Origin of the sequence: Pseudomonas sp. NKUCC02_KPG, assembly GCF_019345465.1 — a bacterium.
In the GTDB taxonomy this organism is placed as follows: domain Bacteria; phylum Pseudomonadota; class Gammaproteobacteria; order Pseudomonadales; family Pseudomonadaceae; genus Aquipseudomonas.
In genome coordinates this window covers 317196-332710 of sequence record NZ_JAHKRC010000006.1, presented here as the reverse complement: position 1 = coordinate 332710, position 15515 = coordinate 317196, and the positions used below count along the sequence as shown (strand labels likewise).

The window sequence follows — 15515 nt, the reverse complement described above, 5'->3', positions numbered from 1 at the left end:
CGTATCGCTACATCGAAATGCTCACCACCGCCGCCGTTATCTATTGGTTGATGTCGATCGGGCTCGAACTGGTGCAGAACCGCCTCGAGCGCCACTACGGCAAAGGGTTCACACAGCAGCGCTGAGCCTGCTTATTTACGAACCCGTGGGTGTCAGTCATCAACAGGTTCAGCCCAATTTCACACATTCAGAGACAAGACATGAAGGAACGATCAATGGTTATTCTTGATGGTGGCATGGGCCGGGAGTTGCAACGTTGTGGCGCACCTTTCAGGCAGCCTGAGTGGTCGGCACTTGCATTGAGCGAAGCCCCGGAAGTCGTGGTGGCCGTTCATGCCGCGTTCATAGAAGCCGGTGCTCAAGTCATTACCAGCAACAGTTATGCAGTGGTTCCCTTCCATATAGGTGAGGAACGCTTTGCCAGTGAGGGGCTGGAACTCGCCTCGATTGCAGGCCGACTGGCACGCAAAGCGGCTGACGCCAGTGCCCGACCGGTCAAGGTCGCGGGTTCTCTGCCGCCGTTGTTCGGCTCCTACAGGCCTGATCTGTTCCAGCCTGAGCGGGTGACTGAAGTGCTCACGCCTCTGCTTCAAGGCTTGGGCGCGCATGTGGACCTGTGGTTGGCAGAGACCCAGAGCTCACTGGCCGAAGTGCAGGCGATCCACGCTCATCTGCCGTCAGACGGCAAGCCATTCTGGGTATCCTTCACCCTTCAGGATGAAGAGACTGACGGTGTGCCTCGCCTGCGTTCAGGCGAACCCGTGGCCGACGCCATCGAAGCGGTTGCAGGAATGGGAGTTGCCGCGGTGTTGTTCAACTGCAGCCAGCCGGAAGTGATCGGTGCTGCCGTGGATGTGGCGCGAGCCATTACCGAGCGTTTGGGTGCCGACATCGCCATTGGTGTCTACGCCAATGCCTTCCCGCCGCAACCGAAGGAAGCGACGGCGAATGACGGCCTGGACGAGCTGCGCGAAGACCTCGATCCCCTGGGCTACCTGGAGTGGGCCAAGGATTGGCAACACAGAGGGGCAAGCATGATCGGCGGATGCTGTGGTATCGGCCCGCAGCATATTGCCGAGCTCAAACGTAGCCTGAAGTGACCTGGCAACACGCCAGTGTTGAGTGAAAACCTGCACGGGCCCTGCACTCGATTCGCCTGGTGGCGCCAAGCGTTGCCGGCGAACGGGACGGGCAGACTGAAACGTACATCAATCGTTGCCTGAACATGAATCGTCCGCTGTTTGTTGCTTTGGATGGGCCCAAGGGGACCGGCAAAACCACACTGCTGGAAGCCATCACGAAAGTACTGAGGGCAGACAGCAAAAAGGTGATCCGGCTGTGCGAGAAAAAAAGCGATCCCTACCGGGGTGAAACAATGGCCCTCGTGAACAGGCTCGCCAGAGATCCGTGCCGGGATCTGGAGCTGGCCGTGTGTGAGCGCCTCGCTGACAGCCGAGCCTGGATGACCCGGCACGTGCTGACCAAACAGCCGCCAGACTGCATCATCCTGATCGATCGCTGGTACCCGTCTGATGCGGCGTTTCGCCGGATAGTCCCGTTTGCAGAAATCCTGCAGTTGAACATGGATCGAAACGTGCGAGTGCCAGACCTGCATGTCGGGGTCGTCACCGCCCCTGAAATGTCATGGGCGAGGGCGGCGGCACGGTCCCGCGGGCTGGGGAGTACGGTGATGCACGCGCTGCAAGAGCATGTCGCGAGCACGAAAGCATTCGAGCAGGCGGCGGCAGATCAGGGCTGGGTGTTATGCCGTAACGAAGGATCGATCGAAGACGCTACGATGCAGGTGGTTGCCGGGATCTATAGCGTCCTTTGACCCTCACAGACCTATTTGGCCTGTGGCCAAAACCGCACGCCACCGCCCGGCGCCTCTGTCCAGGCCTGTAACGAACGCGTCGGCAAGTCGAAATAGTCCCGGGTACGGGCATACCCATGCCCGCCCATCCGCCCGATCGCATCAAGCCCCAACTGGTCGATGTACAGGGTGTGCGGGTCAATCAGTTCGTCCCGTACATGGGCCATCAGGACTTCGCCAAAGATGATTTCCCGCGATTGCCCAATGGACAGCGCCATCATCCGGCGACACTCCAGCGCCACCGGAGCTTCGCCTATACGCGGGCATTTGACGGTGGTCCCGGCAATCGCCGTGAGGCCGGCGGCGGTCAGTTCGTCGAAACCGGGGGCGAAGGGCACGGCGCAGACATTCATCGCTTCCACCAACGCATCGCTGACAATGTTGACGGTGAATTCCTGGTTGAGCTGGATATTGCGCGTGGTGTCCTTGGGGCTGAGGTCGCCGTAGTTCTCCACGCCCAGCGCCAGAATCGGCGGGTCGGCGGACAGCGCGTTGAAGAAGCTGAAGGGGGCTGCATTGATACGTCCTTCGCCATCAACGGTCGTCACCAGCGCAATCGGTCGAGGCACCACGCTGCCAATCAGGATCTTGTACTTGTCGCGGGCACTCAGGGTGCTGAAGTCGAAGCTTTGCATAGGCACAAATCTCTAGAGAAGAGGATCGATCGCGCTGAGCGGGGCATGTGCGCTGTAGTTGTCGGCGTAGGGGATGGACGGTTTGAACAGGGTGTTCCAGTCCGGCTGGCCAAAGGCCCGAGGGCTGTGGCTGCGCATCAGTGTTTCGAATTGTCGTTGGGCCTGGCGTTGCAGGGCAGGGTAGTCGACCCCTTGAACCTGACCGTCATGCATCACGCAGCGCCCGTCGATGTAACTGGCAATGCAGTCATCACCGCGACCGGCCAGCACCAGATTTTTCAGCGGGTCGAACAGCGGCCCGAGGTGCAGGCCACGCAGGCTGAACACGGTGATATCGGCCTTTGCCCCCGGGGCCAGACGGCCGATGTCGTCACGCCCCAAAGCCTTGGCGCCCCCCAGCGTGGCGGCGTTATAAAGGTCCAGCGTGCTGGTCAACGATGCACCGCCTTCCATCAGGCGGGCAATGTTGAGTCCCTGGCGCATGTTCTCCAGCAAATCCGCCGGCCAGGTGTCGGTGCCCAGGGCTAAGTTGATCCCCTTGGCCCGGTAACGGCCAAACGAGTTCAACGCCTCGCCATCCCGGGCAAACACCACCGGGCAATGCACCAGGCTGGTACCGCCGTCCACCAGCCGTTGCAGGTCGTCATCACCCTCGGTGTAAATGCCGTGGGGCAGCAGACTGCGCGGGGTCAACAGCCCCAGTTGCTCCAGCCAGGCCAACGGCGAAACTCCGCGCAGTTGTTTGACCATCTCGACTTCGCCGAGCCCCTGGCAGCAGTGCAGCCGCATGGGCGCGTTCAGCTCCCGGCTCAGGTCGGCGGTCCGTTGCAGCAGCGCGGGCGTGCAGGTTTGAATGCGATCAGGCAGCAGCGCCCCGCGAATCAAACCGTCCTGTGCCCCGTCGAAATCCTCGAAAAAGCGCACGGCCCCATCGAGCCCGGCCAGGCCTCGGGCTTCATCCCAGTGATGGGCCAGGGTTCCATCGGCGCGCCAGTAACTCATGCCGCTCATGTAGCAAGGCCCGAGGTACGTGCGCAGGCCCAGCTCAGCGGCCACACCCGCCACCGCAGCCATTTCATCGTAGGTCTCGGCCCACTGGCGGTAATACATCGAGGTGATCGGCATGGCCGTGGTGATGCCGTTGCGAATCAACTGAGTGAAGGCGTAGCGGTACTTGAAAACCTCTTCGTCCGGGCTGTAACTCTCCCGCGGACCGCTCGCCAGATAGTCCTCGGACCACATCCGGCCCATATCGCACTCATCGCCGTTGTCCAGGGTCAGCACGGTGGAGTCCAGGTCCCCGAGGGCATCCAGGTCGATGAAGCCCGGGCCGATCAACGCATTGCCATAGTCGATCCACTGATCCACGGGACCTGCATAACCGCGCCCGACAAACACGATGCGCGCGCCTTCGAACACCACTTCGCCGTCGCGCCACAGCACGTGCTGTGTGCCGTCAAAGCCGACCACGCAGCTGCTTTTGAGGCCGACCGTTGCACGTGGCCCGCGCTTCACAGACGGCTGTCCAGCAATCGACCGCCCGAGGCGATCAACTCGCCGCCGCGATAGACCTGGCGTACCGGACGCGCCACCACCGCTTCACCAAGGGTTTGCACCGGCATCAACAGGAAGTCGGCCCGTTGCCCGATCTCCAGCCCGTAATCGACACAGCCCAGCGCTTGCGCTCCATTGACTGTGGCGGCGGCAAAGGCCGCTGCCAGTTCCTCGTCCTTGTTCATGTCAAAGCGGAACGCCAGGAGCATCGCCCGTTCCAGCATGTCGCCGTTGCCCATGGGCGACCAAGCGTCGCGAATACCATCCGAACCCAGGCACACGTTGACGCCGGCTTCGCGCAACGCGAGGAACGGCGGGACCGCGCAATCGGCCGGGGCCGAACTCATCAGCGAAATGCCCAGCCTGGACAGACGATCGGCCACCGGCCGGACCTGACTCCAGGGCAACATGCCCAGGCAATAGGCGTGGCTGATCATCACCCGGCCCTGACGCCCGTAGCGCTCGGTGTAATCGGCGATCAGCGCGATCTGCCACAGGCCCAGTTCACCTTTGTCATGCAGGTGAATGTCGACCCCACGGTCGAATTCGCTGGCCAGCTTGAACACGAAGTCGAGCTGGGCGAGGGGGTCGTTATCGATACCGCAAGGGTCGAGCCCACCGACGTTTTCCACGCCCAGCGCCATGGCTTCGCGCATCAGTTCGGCGGTGCCGGGGCGGCTGATCAGGCCGGTTTGCGGGAACACCACCAGTTGCAGGTCGATCAGGTCACGGTAGCGTTCGCGCAGTTGTTGCATGGCTTCTACATGACGCAGGCCGAAATCCGGGTCGATGTCGACGTGGCAGCGCATGGTCAGCGACCCACGGGCAATGCAGTTTTCCAGGAGCGCACCGGCGCGTTCGGCGATGGGGCTCTGGACTTCGCGCAGTACGCGGCGTTCGTTGGTGATGTAATCCTTGAGCGTCGGCCCGGCGCTGTTTGAGTGCCAGGGCTGGCCCCATAGGGTTTTGTCGAGATGAACGTGGCTTTCGACCAGGGCCGGGGTGAGGAGCTGGTGTTGGCCGTCAATATCGGTGGCGGTCAGCGCTGTGCTGGAGGCTGGACGCCGCTGCTTGAACAGGCCGTTCTCCAGAAGCAGGTCTTGGGCAGCAAGGCCGTAGGGCCGCACGTTGCGCAGCCAGCGGGGTTGGTTCATGGCAAACCTCTTGGATTTCTAGGGTGTTTGACGGGGCCTCTTCGCGGTCTTGCATGCGAAGGCGGCCCCCTGGTTCTGGATCAGCCCTTGAGCTTGGACCAGATCCGGTCTTGCAACTCCCGCGCCTTGTTGCTGCATTCCTTTTCAGGGCGCAGGCGCGAGGCGAACTCTTCGGGCATGTTGATGGCATCCATCACTCGCCATTTGGCGTCGATCAGGTTTTCGCTCTGAATTCCGTTGTCATAGGCGATGGCATTGGACACGGCAGCGGCGTTTTCCGGCTTCATCATCCAGTCGATGAAGATCTTGGCATTGCCGGGGTGTGGCGCGCTTTTTGGTACGGCGAAGTTGTCCTGGAACATCGCCAGGCCTTCACGGGGATACACGTACCTGATGCTGCTCTTCTGCAACGTGGCGCGGGCGGTGGAACCGTTCCAGTTTTGCATCATGATCACTTCACCGGAGGCCATGCGGTCCACGGTGTTGTCCGAGCTGTACATCTTCAGGAACGGTTTCTGTTTTTGCAGCAATTCCAGGATGCGCTTGGCGTCCTGGGGGTTTTCGGTGCATTCGTCGACGCCCAGGTAATGGCTGGCTGCATTGATCACGCTGCTGGAGGTGTCGAGGGCGGCGAGTTGGCCCTGGAGTTCCTTGCGCGGTTCGAAAAATTCTTTCCATGAGTCGTCCAGTTTGCCGCCGGGGACCCGCGCGCTGTCATAGGAAAACCCCGTGGTGCCCCACAAGTAAGGCGCCGAAAATTTGCGACCAGGGTCGAAGCTCGGGTCGCGGAACGCCGGTTTGACGTACTGGAAGTTGGGCAGGGTCGGGGTGTCGATTTCCAGCAGCAAGTCCTGGTTGATCAGGGTACGCATGATCGATTGCGACGGCACGATCACGTCATACGCCGCGCCACCGGCCTGCAACTTGGCCAGCAGGGTTTCGTTGCTGTCGTAGCCGTCCATGGTGACCTTGATGCCGGTCTCCTTTTCGAATTTGGCCAGCAGGTCGACCGGGTAGTAATCGGTCCAGTTGTAGAAAAACAACTCCTTGGGCTCATCGGCCTGTGCGGCAAAAACGGTGAAGCAACTGAGGGCCAGGCCGGCGACGCCGTAACCAAGACGTTTCAATTTCATGCTCTTCTTATTCATGACAGCAGGCTCCAGACTCATTGTTGTTTGCCGCGTTGTCCCAGCCAGAAGGCCAGCACCACCAGCACGATGGAAATCACCAGCATCAGGGTCGAGATTGCGTTGATCTCCGGCGTCACGCCGGCCTTGATCGCCGAGAAGATGTACACCGGCAAGGTCGTCGAACCAGGCCCTGCCACGAAGAACGTCATGATGAAATCGTCGAGGCTGACCACGAATGCCAGTACCGACCCGGACAACACCGCCGGCCACAGCAGCGGCAAGGTCACCCGGCGAAACACCTGCCACGGGTTGGCGTACAAGTCGTTGGCCGCTTCCAGCAGGCTTTTGTCCAGGTCATTCAAGCGAGCGCGAATCGGCAGGTAGGCAAATGGGATGCAGAAGCCGATGTGCGCCACGATCACGGTCAGCAAACCGAGCTTGATCCCTAGCGCCATGAACAGCAGCAACGTGGCGACCGCGGTAACGATCTCCGGCAGGATGAGCGGCAGGTTGATCCCGCCCTCGACCACTTTCTGCCCGTAGAACGGCCGATACGTCGCCAGCGCGGCGAGCAGCGCAATGGCTGTGGCGCAGACCGTGGCAATGCTCGCAACGATGATCGAGTTCAGTGCCGCGGTCTGAATTGACGGGTTGGCCAGAATTCGTCCGTACCAGGCGAACGAAAACTCGGTCCAGACCGTTGCGGAGCGGTTGGCATTGAAGCTGTACGCGATCAGCACAAAGATCGGCACGTACAGGTAAGCAAGGATCAACAGACTGACTTCGCGGGTCAGCGGCAGTTTTTTCAGGTGCAGGGCGATCATGCGGTGGCTCCCCGACGTAGAGTTTTGGCGGTGCTGCGGGTATAGAGGGCGTAGAGCATCAGCGACAGCAGCAGGATCCCCAGCAACAGGAACGACAGTGAACTGCCCAGCGGCCAGTTACGGGCGGTGCCGAACTGTTGCTGGATCAGGTTGCCAATCATCAACGTCTTGCCACCACCGAGAATCGCCGGGGTGATGAATGCACCGAGGCTCGGCACAAACACCAGCAGTGCACCGGCAATCACGCCGGGCATCGACAGCGGCAGAATGATCCGCTTGAGCGCGTGCCAGCGGTTGGCTCCGAGGTCGTAGGCCGCTTCTACCAGGCGCCAGTCGAGTTTTTCCAGGGTCGAGTAGATCGGCAGAATCATGAACGGCAGAAAGCTGTAGACCAGCCCGACGCTGACGGCGAAGTCGTTGTAGAGGAGGGTGATGCCGCCAGCCTGGGGGAACAGGGCATTGAGGCTCTGGGCGACCCACCCGTGCTCGCGCAGAATGATCAGCCACGCGTAGTTGCGGATCAGCAGGTTGGTCCAGAACGGAATGGTGATCAGCAAGACCATGAGGTTGCGCCGACGCGGGGTCAGGCTGGACATCCACAGCGCCACCGGGAAGCCGAACAGAAAACACAACAACGTGGTGCCGCCGGCCTGGAACACCGAGCGCAGCAGCGCCTGGGCGTACACCCAGTTGAGCTCCTTTTCACCGTCGAAACCTTCCTGGAAAAACAGCTGCACGTAGCTTTGCAATTGCCAGTTGGCCTGCCAGTCGACGCCGCCGTACACGTTGCGTGGCAGCAGGCTGATGTAGCCCATGATGCCGAGCGGAATGGCGATCAGTGCCAGTAACGTCAGAACCACCGGGCTGAGCAACAGCGCACGGTTGAGAGCGGGGGAAGTGCTGCTGACGCTCATCTCAAGCCTCCATCAACAGGCAGGCATGGGGTGGCAGGTTGACCGCAACGCGATCACCGACCACACGCCCACGGTTCAGGCCTTCGTTGTTTTCGCGCAGCATGACCTTGATGTCGTTGTTCAACCGGCACTGATAGAGCGTCGCGGTGCCGACATACAGGACGGCTTCGATCACGCCGCGCAAATGATGGGGCTGCTGCGGATCGACCAGTTGCGAGCGCTCCGGGCGGAACGCCAGTTGCACTCTTGCGCCATCAAAGCCTTGGGCCGGGCAGGGGATTTCCACCGGCATGCCGGTTGGCACAAATAGGTTTTCGTTCTGCTGGCCACGTTTCAGATGCCCCGGCAGGAAATTGATATCGCCGATGAACTGGGCGACGAACTGGTGCTGCGGCCGCTCGTAGATGTCATTGGGCGTACCGATCTGCAGGATCTTGCCAGCGGACATCACGGCAATCCGGTCAGACAGGGTCAGGGCTTCTTCCTGATCGTGGGTCACGAAGATAAAAGTGATCCCGGCTTCCTTCTGCACGCGCTTGAGTTCGACCTGCATCTCCTTGCGCAGCTTGAGGTCCAGCGCCGACAACGGTTCGTCCAGCAGCAGTACTTTGGGTTTGGGGGCCAGGGCCCGGGCAAGGGCGACCCGCTGCTGTTGCCCGCCGGACAACTCGGCAGGTTTGCGCTTGGCCAGGTGCTGCATTTGCACCAGCGCGAGCATCTCATCGACACGCTTGGGAATGAGTTTATGATCAAGGCCCTGCATCTCAAGGCCGAAGGCTATATTCTGCGCGACACTCATGTGGGGAAACAGCGCGTAGCTCTGGAAGACCGTGTTGACCCGGCGCTTGAACGGCGGCAAGTCATTGACCGGTTCGCCCGCGAGACGGATCTCCCCTTCGCTCACATGCTCGAAACCGGCGATGGTGCGCAGCAAGGTGGTTTTGCCACAGCCCGAAGGTCCCAACAGGGTAAAGAACTCATTGTCGGCAATGTCGACTGAAACGTTGTCGAGGGCTGGAGCCAGCCCCGGATCGTCGGAATACCGTTTGGAGACGTTACGCACTTCAATTGCGACTGGATGACCCATAATGGTGCATTCCTCTAATTATTGTATGCAATGTCTGGATGCAATCTAGTGATAACCGGATTAATCTGCCCGTGCAACCCCCTTTTTTTAAGGCTGCTCATCGCCTGGGGCCGGTTGTTTTGCGCTAAAGGAGTGTTGAGATGACCGAGAAGAAACTCGAAACCACGGTCGACCGCGTCTATCAAGGGGTTTACGAGGCAATCAGCAAGCGCTCGTTGCGACCGGGGATGAAGCTGGGCGAGGCCTCCCTGGCCGAACTTTTTAACGTGAGCCGAACGTCGGTTCGTGCCGCGCTCAAGCAATTGGAGGCCGATGGACTGGTCACCACAGAGCCCAATAAAGGTGCATCCGTATCTCTACCGAGTGACGAAGAGATCCGTTCGCTGTTCGAAACCCGGCGCCTGGTCGAGATCGGTATCGTCAGCGAACTCTGTCGCCGGCGCGACACAGCCGTGACCCGCGACTTGCGCGATCACCTGTTGCTGGAGGATGAGGCGCACCGAAATGGCGACCACGAACGGTTGATACATTTGCTCGGCGAGTTCCACATCAAGCTTGCCCGTAGCCTGAACAACCCGGTGTTGCTGGACTGGTTCCAGAAGCTGATTTCCCGCGCCTCGCTGTATGCCGCCGCGCTCGATGATGACAGCCACGAAGCCTGTCGCGACGATGAGCATTTGCGCCTGATCGAGTTCATCGAGGCTGGCAACCAGGGCGCCGCGATCGAGCTGACGTGCATTCATTTAAATGGCATCGAGAAGGCGATTCTCGACGTCGCGGCCACCCTGAAAACGGACTACCACCCGCTCAAACACCTGATATCACTCTAAGGGAAAACGTGCTCCCCCTTCACCGAACCCAATCCTTGGGCCACGTCGCCAAGGATTTTCAGTGTGCCCGCCGTTTTTCGATCAGCGTTTTTAATCCGATCTATAGTCTCTGTTCCTGAAAATGCTTACGGAACGCTCGCTATGAGGCCTAAATCTGCAACGGCTTGTTCGCGCTTTACACCCAGTCATCGTGTTGAGCTTGAAGCCCATGACCTGTGCACCTGTAGCTCGCCGGATATACAGGATTTTCACGCCAGGATGATGCTCGATCTGTCTCGATGTGACGTCTATAGCGGGATCAAGCCCAAAGGCTCACCGCTGTCAGAAGTGCGCACCTCAAGTACTTCAGGACAAGGCACGAACGCTGAGTCCGGCGTGAGCACTGTATTGCTCAAGAATCTTCGTTTATTCAACGGAAGCGTTGTGCTTGACGATAACGTCTGCATCCTGATCAAGGCTGGCGTGATCGACTCCCTGCTACCCGCCAATACGGATGTCGAAGGGGCAGTGGTTATCGATTGCGGGCGAAGGGTGGTGATGCCGGGACTGATTGATGCCCATTGGCACACTACGTTGGCGGGCATCACGCAACTTGACGCGATGAGTGCAGACCCGGGCTATATCCATTTAGTCGCCGCCCGCGAAGCAGAAAGCACCTTGATGCGCGGCTTTACGACGGTGCGCGATCCTGGTGGACCTTCGTTTGCCTTGAAGCGTGCAATTGATGAGGGCGTTATCCCGGGGCCACGTATTTATCCATCCGGCGCCATGATTTCACAGACTTCGGGCCACGGTGATTTCAGGATGCGATCCGAGATTCCCCGCAGCTCTCTCAGGTCACTGAGCGTTACCGAACAACTGGGTGCTGCCGCCATCGCCGATGGCGAAGCCGAAGTGCTCAGGCGGGCAAGAGAGCAGCTCATGCTCGGTGCCTCACAGTTAAAGTTGATGGCCGGTGGCGGCGTGGCTTCTGCTTATGATCATCTCGATAGCACCCAGTTTCTGGAGTCAGAATTAAGAATGGCGGTTGAAGCGGCTGCCGATTGGGGCACCTATGTGATGGTGCATGCGTACACGCCCAGAAGTATTCAGCGTGCCATTCGAGCCGGTGTGAAATCGATCGAACACGGCCAACTGGCTGATGAAGAAACCGTGCGCATGATGGCAGACAACGATATCTGGTGGAGCCTTCAGCCGTTTCTGCAGGATGAAGATGCCAATGTTTATCCTGATCCTGTGCGCCGAGAGCGTCAGCGCGTGGTGGCCGAGGGCACCGCGAAAGCCTATGAGTTTGCCCAGCGCTTCAATATCAAAACGGCCTGGGGGACTGATATTTTATTCAATCCGCTAAAGACACCGACTCAGGGAAGACAACTGGCGAAGTTGACCCGGTTTTACGCCGCGCACGACGTTGCGAACATGGCGACAAAGATCAATGGAGAGCTTTTGGGGCTGTCGGGAGCGCGCAATCCTTATCCCGGTAAAGTTGGCCGGATAGAGGCCGGTGCATTGGCAGATCTGCTGGTTGTCGAAGGCGACCCCACGGTAAGCCTGGCATTTCTGGAGGACCCGCAGATCAATATCAGCATGATCATGAAAGGCGGGAAAATCTATAAACAGAACTTCTAGTCCTCAGCAGGACCATGCACAAAGTCACTGAAAAGCATGGGCATATTTAATTTCCGAATACCTGGCGCCCTGACCATACTGGTTTCTCATGGATTCTCTGGAGGGCGTGACATGGGTTCCCGGACGATTAAATACGGCCTGTTGACGGTCGCACTGTTGATGACTGGAGTAGTGATGGCAAGCGACAAGACACTCCTCGACGCCGTGAGAAACGGTGAGCTGGGCAGGGTGCAGCAACTGATCACTGAAGGTGCGAAGCTCGATGACCGTTCGCTCGATGGCAGCAGTGCGCTGCTGCTTGCAACGCGTGAGAACCAGATAGAGATCGCCAGGGCACTGATCGAAGCCGGTGCCAACGTTAACCAGAAGAACCTGATCCAGGACAGCCCTTATCTGTTGGCCGGGGCGAGCGGGCGAAATGAAATTCTCCAGCTTGCCCTGGCCCATGGTGCCGACCTGAAAAGCACCAACCGCTATGGCGGCACCGCCTTGATCCCGGCGTGCGAGCGCGGCCATGTTGAAACCGTGCGCCTGCTGATCGCGGCAGGCGTTGACATGAACCATGTCAATCGCCTGGGCTGGACCTGTTTGATGGAAGCCATCGTGCTTTCTGATGGCGGACCGGCACATCAACAGATTGTCAGCCAGTTGATCGAGGCCGGCGCAGACCTGAACCAGCCTGACGACAAGGGCGTGAGCCCGTTGCAACACGCGCAGGAACGCGGTCAGACCGCTATCGCGCAGTTGCTGCGTGATGCCGGGGCACACTGATTCGCGTTACTTGAGTGGCGGTTCTCGTGTTGCACGTATTCAAAAAACGGTGGTCGTACATAGTCAAGACAGTGCAACCAGCATAAACCCGAGGCAGATCACGTTGCCAAAGGCCAAACCGCAGCAATGAGGGCTAAGACATGAAAGTTCTGATGGTTCTAACGTCCCACGATCAACTCGGGGATACGGGCTTGAAAACAGGATTCTGGCTTGAAGAGTTCGCAGCGCCTTACTACGTCTTCAAGGATGCGGGGGCCGAGGTGGTTCTGGCGTCGCCAGCCGGTGGTCAGCCACCCCTGGACCCAAAGAGTGAGTTGCCGGATTTTCAGACGGACATGACCCACCGCTTCAACGCGGATCCTGATGCCCGGCGGGCTTTGGCGAACACCGTCAAGCTGGATACCGTCAGCAGTAAAGATTTTGACGCCGTGTTCTACCCTGGCGGTCATGGACCGCTGTGGGATCTGGCCGAGTCGAAGACGTCCATCGAGCTCATCCAGTCCTTCGAGCGATCTGGCAAGCCCATTGGTTTTGTCTGTCACGCGCCCGGGGCCCTGCGTCATGTCAAGGCCGCTGACGGCGCACCGCTGGTTAAAGGGCGCCGAGTCACCGGATTCACCAATGGCGAGGAAGCTGCAGTAGAGCTGACCGATGTCGTGCCCTTTCTGATCGAAGATGAATTCCAGAGCCTGGGCGGATTTTATGAAAAAGGGCCGGACTGGGCTCCCTTTGTCATCGAAGATGGCAAGCTGGTCACTGGCCAGAACCCTGCCAGTTCCGAAGGCGTTGCCAAAGCACTTGTCGCCCAATTGAAGTAACCGCGGCCGGCGCCCGGGCAGGCTGAAACGTTCGTACGCTCCGGGTGCCCCCTCATCAGAGAGAGTCTTCATGATCACACTTCACCACCTCAACGCGTCCCGATCGCTGCGTATTCTTTGGCTGCTTGAAGAAATGGGAGAGCCTTACACCCTGATTCGCTATCAGCGCGATCCAGCCACTCGTCTCGCCCCGGCCTCATTGAAAAACATTCACCCGCTGGGCAAGTCACCGGTGATTGAGCTCGACGGGCATGTGCTGGTTGAATCCGGCTCCATCGTCGAATACCTGATCCGCCGGTTTGCGCCCCGGCTGGAACCTGCGTTCAGCTCACCGGATTATCTTCAGTACCTGCAATGGATTCACTTTGCGGAAAGCTCGGCGATGGTGCCGGTGCTACTCAAGCTGTTTACCCAGTTTGAGATCAATGCCGGGACTCAGCTCAAGTTCCTGGACGGCTATACCCGGACTGAGTTTGATAAGGTCCTGGGGTTTCTGGACAGTGCGCTTGCCAACAGAACCTTCATTGTGGGGGACACATTGTCAGGGGCTGACTTCATGCTGGCTTTTGTTGCCATCACGGTGGTCGAGCAGATGCAGTGCGGGGCGCAGTACCCTCATCTGCAGGCTTACCTGCAACGACTGGCGGAACTGGACAGCTGGAAGCGAGCTTTGAAGCTTGAGAATGAGCTCGACGAATAGTTGAATTGCGGCGGGGCATGTGGGAGCTGGCTTGCCTGCGATGCAGACGACGCGGTCTGCCAGGCTCGTCGCGGTGATGCCATCGCGAGCAAGCCCGCTCCCACAGAGGCTGGAATCGAACTTATCTGTAGCGTTCTAGCCAGTGAGCGTAGGGCGCGGGGAGTGTCCACGAGGCCTTTTCAACCCCCAGTTCCTTGGCTGCAAAGTACGGCCAGTGCGGATCCGCCAAGTGCGCCCGGCCCACGGACACCAGGTCCAGCTGGCGAGATTCGATAGCGGCGTTTGCCAGCTGCGGGGTACCAAAGCCCCATGCAGAAGTCACTGGCAGGCCCGACTCACGACGCACCCGTTCGGCGATCGGGCCCAGGAAGGCAGGGCCCCACGGGATATTGGTTTGCGGGATGGTGAAACCTACACTGACGCTCAGCAGGTCAAGCCCACCGTCCTTGAAACGTCGCGCCAACTCGATCGATTCACTCAGGGTTTGCTCATCGCGCCCGTCGTACTCGATGACCCCGAAGCGCGCAGTAAGCGGAAGATTCTCCGGCCATACCTCGCGCACAGCGGCCAGCGTCTCAAGCAGGAATCGGCTGCGGTTTTCAAAGCTGCCACCGTACTCATCGGTGCGCTGGTTGGAGTGCTCGGAGAAGAAACTCTGACCCAGGTAGCCGTGCGCAAAGTGCAGCTCAATCCATTCAAAACCGGCATCACGGGCACGACGTGCCGCATCCACGAAGTCCTGGCGCACGCGGGCAATGTCTTCAAGGGACATTTGCTTGGGGACTTTAGGCAGATTGGCGCCGAACGCGACAGGCGAGGGCGCAATAGTCTGCCAACCCTGAGGATTGCCTTCAGGGATGTGATCATCGCCTTCCCAGGGCCGGTTGGCGCTGGCCTTGCGCCCGGCATGCGCGATCTGAATACCGGGCACAGAACCGGCATCCTTGATCGCCTTTACCACAGGCACAAAAGCCTGGGCATGGGCATCGCTCCAGATGCCTGCGCATCCGGGGGTGATACGTCCTTCCGGGGAAACGGCCGTCGCCTCGACCACAACCAGGCCAGCGCCGCCCCTTGCCAGACCGGCCAGGTGGACCAAATGCCAGTCATTGACCATGCCGTTCTCTGCCATGTACTGGCACATCGGCGGAATGGCAATTCGGTTTCTCAAGGTGATGTCTTTTAAGGTGTACGGTTCGAACAGGGCAGACATGTGCAGGCTCCGGCAGATTGATTCGCTTGTTCGATAGTAATCGAAATATGGCATTCATTAAAAGCCTTCGTTATCATCGACACATGCGTACCTTCAAACATCCCGTTCCATCTGACTTCATTCTCGAGCGTTTGCTTTACGCCCTGAGCGACCCCGTCCGTTTCGAGATTGTCCGCTACCTTGCGGGCGTTGCTGAAGCCTCGTGCGGCGAGCTGGACGGCGGTCGGCCCAAGTCCAGCATGTCCCATCACTTCCGGGTCTTGCGCGACGCAGGGCTTGTTCATACGCGAAATGTCGGCACCACGCACATGAACTCACTGCGCGCGCAGGAGCTCAATCAGCGCTTCCCGGGCTTGCTGGATTGCATCCTGTCCCAGGCCTGA

Annotated in this window: 16 protein-coding genes and 1 pseudogene; 9 read left to right on the top strand and 8 right to left on the bottom strand. The window is 59.4% G+C overall.

Features of this window, described 5'->3' with window-relative positions; all coding sequences use genetic code 11:
- The 3 genes and pseudogenes from KO536_RS11025 to KO536_RS11015 form a co-directional block, all read left to right on the top strand.
- Positions 1–125 (top strand): annotated as a pseudogene (locus KO536_RS11025) (amino acid ABC transporter permease); the annotation flags it as partial.
- Between the two features lie 90 nt (positions 126–215).
- Positions 216–1100, top strand: a complete 885-nt coding sequence (locus KO536_RS11020) for a homocysteine S-methyltransferase family protein (RefSeq protein WP_219261937.1) — start codon at positions 216–218, stop codon at positions 1098–1100.
- A 125-nt stretch (positions 1101–1225) separates the two neighbouring features.
- Positions 1226–1834, top strand: coding sequence for a dTMP kinase (locus tag KO536_RS11015; RefSeq protein ID WP_219261936.1), 609 nt, complete (start codon positions 1226–1228; stop codon positions 1832–1834).
- Positions 1835–1845: 11 nt separating this feature from the next.
- On the opposite strand, the gene KO536_RS11010 is transcribed toward KO536_RS11015, so the two are convergent.
- The 7 genes from KO536_RS11010 to KO536_RS10980 form a co-directional block, all read right to left on the bottom strand.
- Positions 1846–2508: a flavin reductase family protein gene (locus KO536_RS11010; RefSeq protein ID WP_219261935.1), complete on the bottom strand. Its 663-nt coding sequence runs from the start codon at positions 2506–2508 to the stop codon at positions 1846–1848.
- Between the two features lie 12 nt (positions 2509–2520).
- Positions 2521–4023, bottom strand: a complete 1503-nt coding sequence (locus tag KO536_RS11005; protein ID WP_133079742.1) for an amidohydrolase family protein — start codon at positions 4021–4023, stop codon at positions 2521–2523.
- Positions 4020–5216, bottom strand: a complete 1197-nt coding sequence (locus KO536_RS11000) for an amidohydrolase family protein (RefSeq protein ID WP_133079743.1) — start codon at positions 5214–5216, stop codon at positions 4020–4022. The genes KO536_RS11005 and KO536_RS11000 overlap by 4 nt, the downstream gene beginning before the upstream one ends.
- An 80-nt stretch (positions 5217–5296) precedes the next feature.
- Positions 5297–6349: an extracellular solute-binding protein gene (locus tag KO536_RS10995; protein WP_219261953.1), complete on the bottom strand. Its 1053-nt coding sequence runs from the start codon at positions 6347–6349 to the stop codon at positions 5297–5299.
- 32 nt (positions 6350–6381) lie between these two features.
- Positions 6382–7170, bottom strand: a complete 789-nt coding sequence (locus tag KO536_RS10990; RefSeq protein WP_133079744.1) for an ABC transporter permease — start codon at positions 7168–7170, stop codon at positions 6382–6384.
- Positions 7167–8084: an ABC transporter permease gene (locus KO536_RS10985; protein WP_133079745.1), complete on the bottom strand. Its 918-nt coding sequence runs from the start codon at positions 8082–8084 to the stop codon at positions 7167–7169. Before KO536_RS10985 ends, KO536_RS10990 begins: the two co-directional genes overlap by 4 nt.
- A 1-nt stretch (position 8085) precedes the next feature.
- On the bottom strand, positions 8086–9171 hold the full coding sequence (locus tag KO536_RS10980; protein ID WP_219261934.1) for an ABC transporter ATP-binding protein: 1086 nt from the start codon (positions 9169–9171) through the stop codon (positions 8086–8088).
- A 140-nt stretch (positions 9172–9311) separates the two neighbouring features.
- Here KO536_RS10980 and KO536_RS10975 point away from each other — a divergent pair, with 140 nt between their 5' ends.
- The 5 genes from KO536_RS10975 to KO536_RS10955 all read left to right on the top strand — a co-directional run bounded on the left by KO536_RS10975 (position 9312) and on the right by KO536_RS10955 (position 13919).
- The gene (locus KO536_RS10975; RefSeq protein ID WP_219261933.1) at positions 9312–10001 is read left to right on the top strand and encodes a GntR family transcriptional regulator; all 690 of its coding nucleotides are present in this window, start codon (positions 9312–9314) and stop codon (positions 9999–10001) included.
- A gap of 258 nt (positions 10002–10259) precedes the next feature.
- A complete protein-coding gene (locus KO536_RS10970) occupies positions 10260–11630 on the top strand; it encodes an amidohydrolase family protein (protein ID WP_219261932.1) in 1371 nt (456 codons plus the stop codon).
- 111 nt (positions 11631–11741) lie between these two features.
- A complete protein-coding gene (locus tag KO536_RS10965) occupies positions 11742–12401 on the top strand; it encodes an ankyrin repeat domain-containing protein (RefSeq protein ID WP_219261931.1) in 660 nt (219 codons plus the stop codon).
- Positions 12402–12541: 140 nt separating this feature from the next.
- Entirely contained in the window at positions 12542–13219 is a 678-nt protein-coding gene (locus tag KO536_RS10960) for a type 1 glutamine amidotransferase domain-containing protein (protein ID WP_219261930.1), read from the top strand.
- Between the two features lie 70 nt (positions 13220–13289).
- The gene (locus KO536_RS10955; RefSeq protein ID WP_219261929.1) at positions 13290–13919 is read left to right on the top strand and encodes a glutathione S-transferase family protein; all 630 of its coding nucleotides are present in this window, start codon (positions 13290–13292) and stop codon (positions 13917–13919) included.
- A 121-nt stretch (positions 13920–14040) separates the two neighbouring features.
- Here KO536_RS10955 and KO536_RS10950 read toward each other — a convergent pair whose 3' ends face one another.
- Entirely contained in the window at positions 14041–15132 is a 1092-nt protein-coding gene (locus KO536_RS10950; protein WP_219261928.1) for an NADH:flavin oxidoreductase/NADH oxidase, read from the bottom strand.
- 83 nt (positions 15133–15215) lie between these two features.
- On the opposite strand from KO536_RS10950, the gene KO536_RS10945 reads away from it, so the two are divergent.
- Positions 15216–15515, top strand: coding sequence for a helix-turn-helix transcriptional regulator (locus tag KO536_RS10945; RefSeq protein ID WP_133079460.1), 300 nt, complete (start codon positions 15216–15218; stop codon positions 15513–15515).

Coding starts and splice junctions, on each gene's coding strand:
- KO536_RS11020 (WP_219261937.1), top strand. CDS start 216: ATGGTTATTCTTGATGGTGGCATGGGCCGGGAGTTGCAACGTTGTGGC.
- KO536_RS11015 (WP_219261936.1), top strand. CDS start 1,226: ATGAATCGTCCGCTGTTTGTTGCTTTGGATGGGCCCAAGGGGACCGGC.
- KO536_RS11010 (WP_219261935.1), bottom strand. CDS start 2,508: ATGCAAAGCTTCGACTTCAGCACCCTGAGTGCCCGCGACAAGTACAAG.
- KO536_RS11000 (WP_133079743.1), bottom strand. CDS start 5,216: ATGAACCAACCCCGCTGGCTGCGCAACGTGCGGCCCTACGGCCTTGCT.
- KO536_RS10995 (WP_219261953.1), bottom strand. CDS start 6,349: ATGAAATTGAAACGTCTTGGTTACGGCGTCGCCGGCCTGGCCCTCAGT.
- KO536_RS10990 (WP_133079744.1), bottom strand. CDS start 7,170: ATGATCGCCCTGCACCTGAAAAAACTGCCGCTGACCCGCGAAGTCAGT.
- KO536_RS10985 (WP_133079745.1), bottom strand. CDS start 8,084: ATGAGCGTCAGCAGCACTTCCCCCGCTCTCAACCGTGCGCTGTTGCTC.
- KO536_RS10980 (WP_219261934.1), bottom strand. CDS start 9,171: ATGGGTCATCCAGTCGCAATTGAAGTGCGTAACGTCTCCAAACGGTAT.
- KO536_RS10975 (WP_219261933.1), top strand. CDS start 9,312: ATGACCGAGAAGAAACTCGAAACCACGGTCGACCGCGTCTATCAAGGG.
- KO536_RS10970 (WP_219261932.1), top strand. CDS start 10,260: ATGATGCTCGATCTGTCTCGATGTGACGTCTATAGCGGGATCAAGCCC.
- KO536_RS10965 (WP_219261931.1), top strand. CDS start 11,742: ATGGGTTCCCGGACGATTAAATACGGCCTGTTGACGGTCGCACTGTTG.
- KO536_RS10960 (WP_219261930.1), top strand. CDS start 12,542: ATGAAAGTTCTGATGGTTCTAACGTCCCACGATCAACTCGGGGATACG.
- KO536_RS10955 (WP_219261929.1), top strand. CDS start 13,290: ATGATCACACTTCACCACCTCAACGCGTCCCGATCGCTGCGTATTCTT.
- KO536_RS10950 (WP_219261928.1), bottom strand. CDS start 15,132: ATGTCTGCCCTGTTCGAACCGTACACCTTAAAAGACATCACCTTGAGA.
- KO536_RS10945 (WP_133079460.1), top strand. CDS start 15,216: ATGCGTACCTTCAAACATCCCGTTCCATCTGACTTCATTCTCGAGCGT.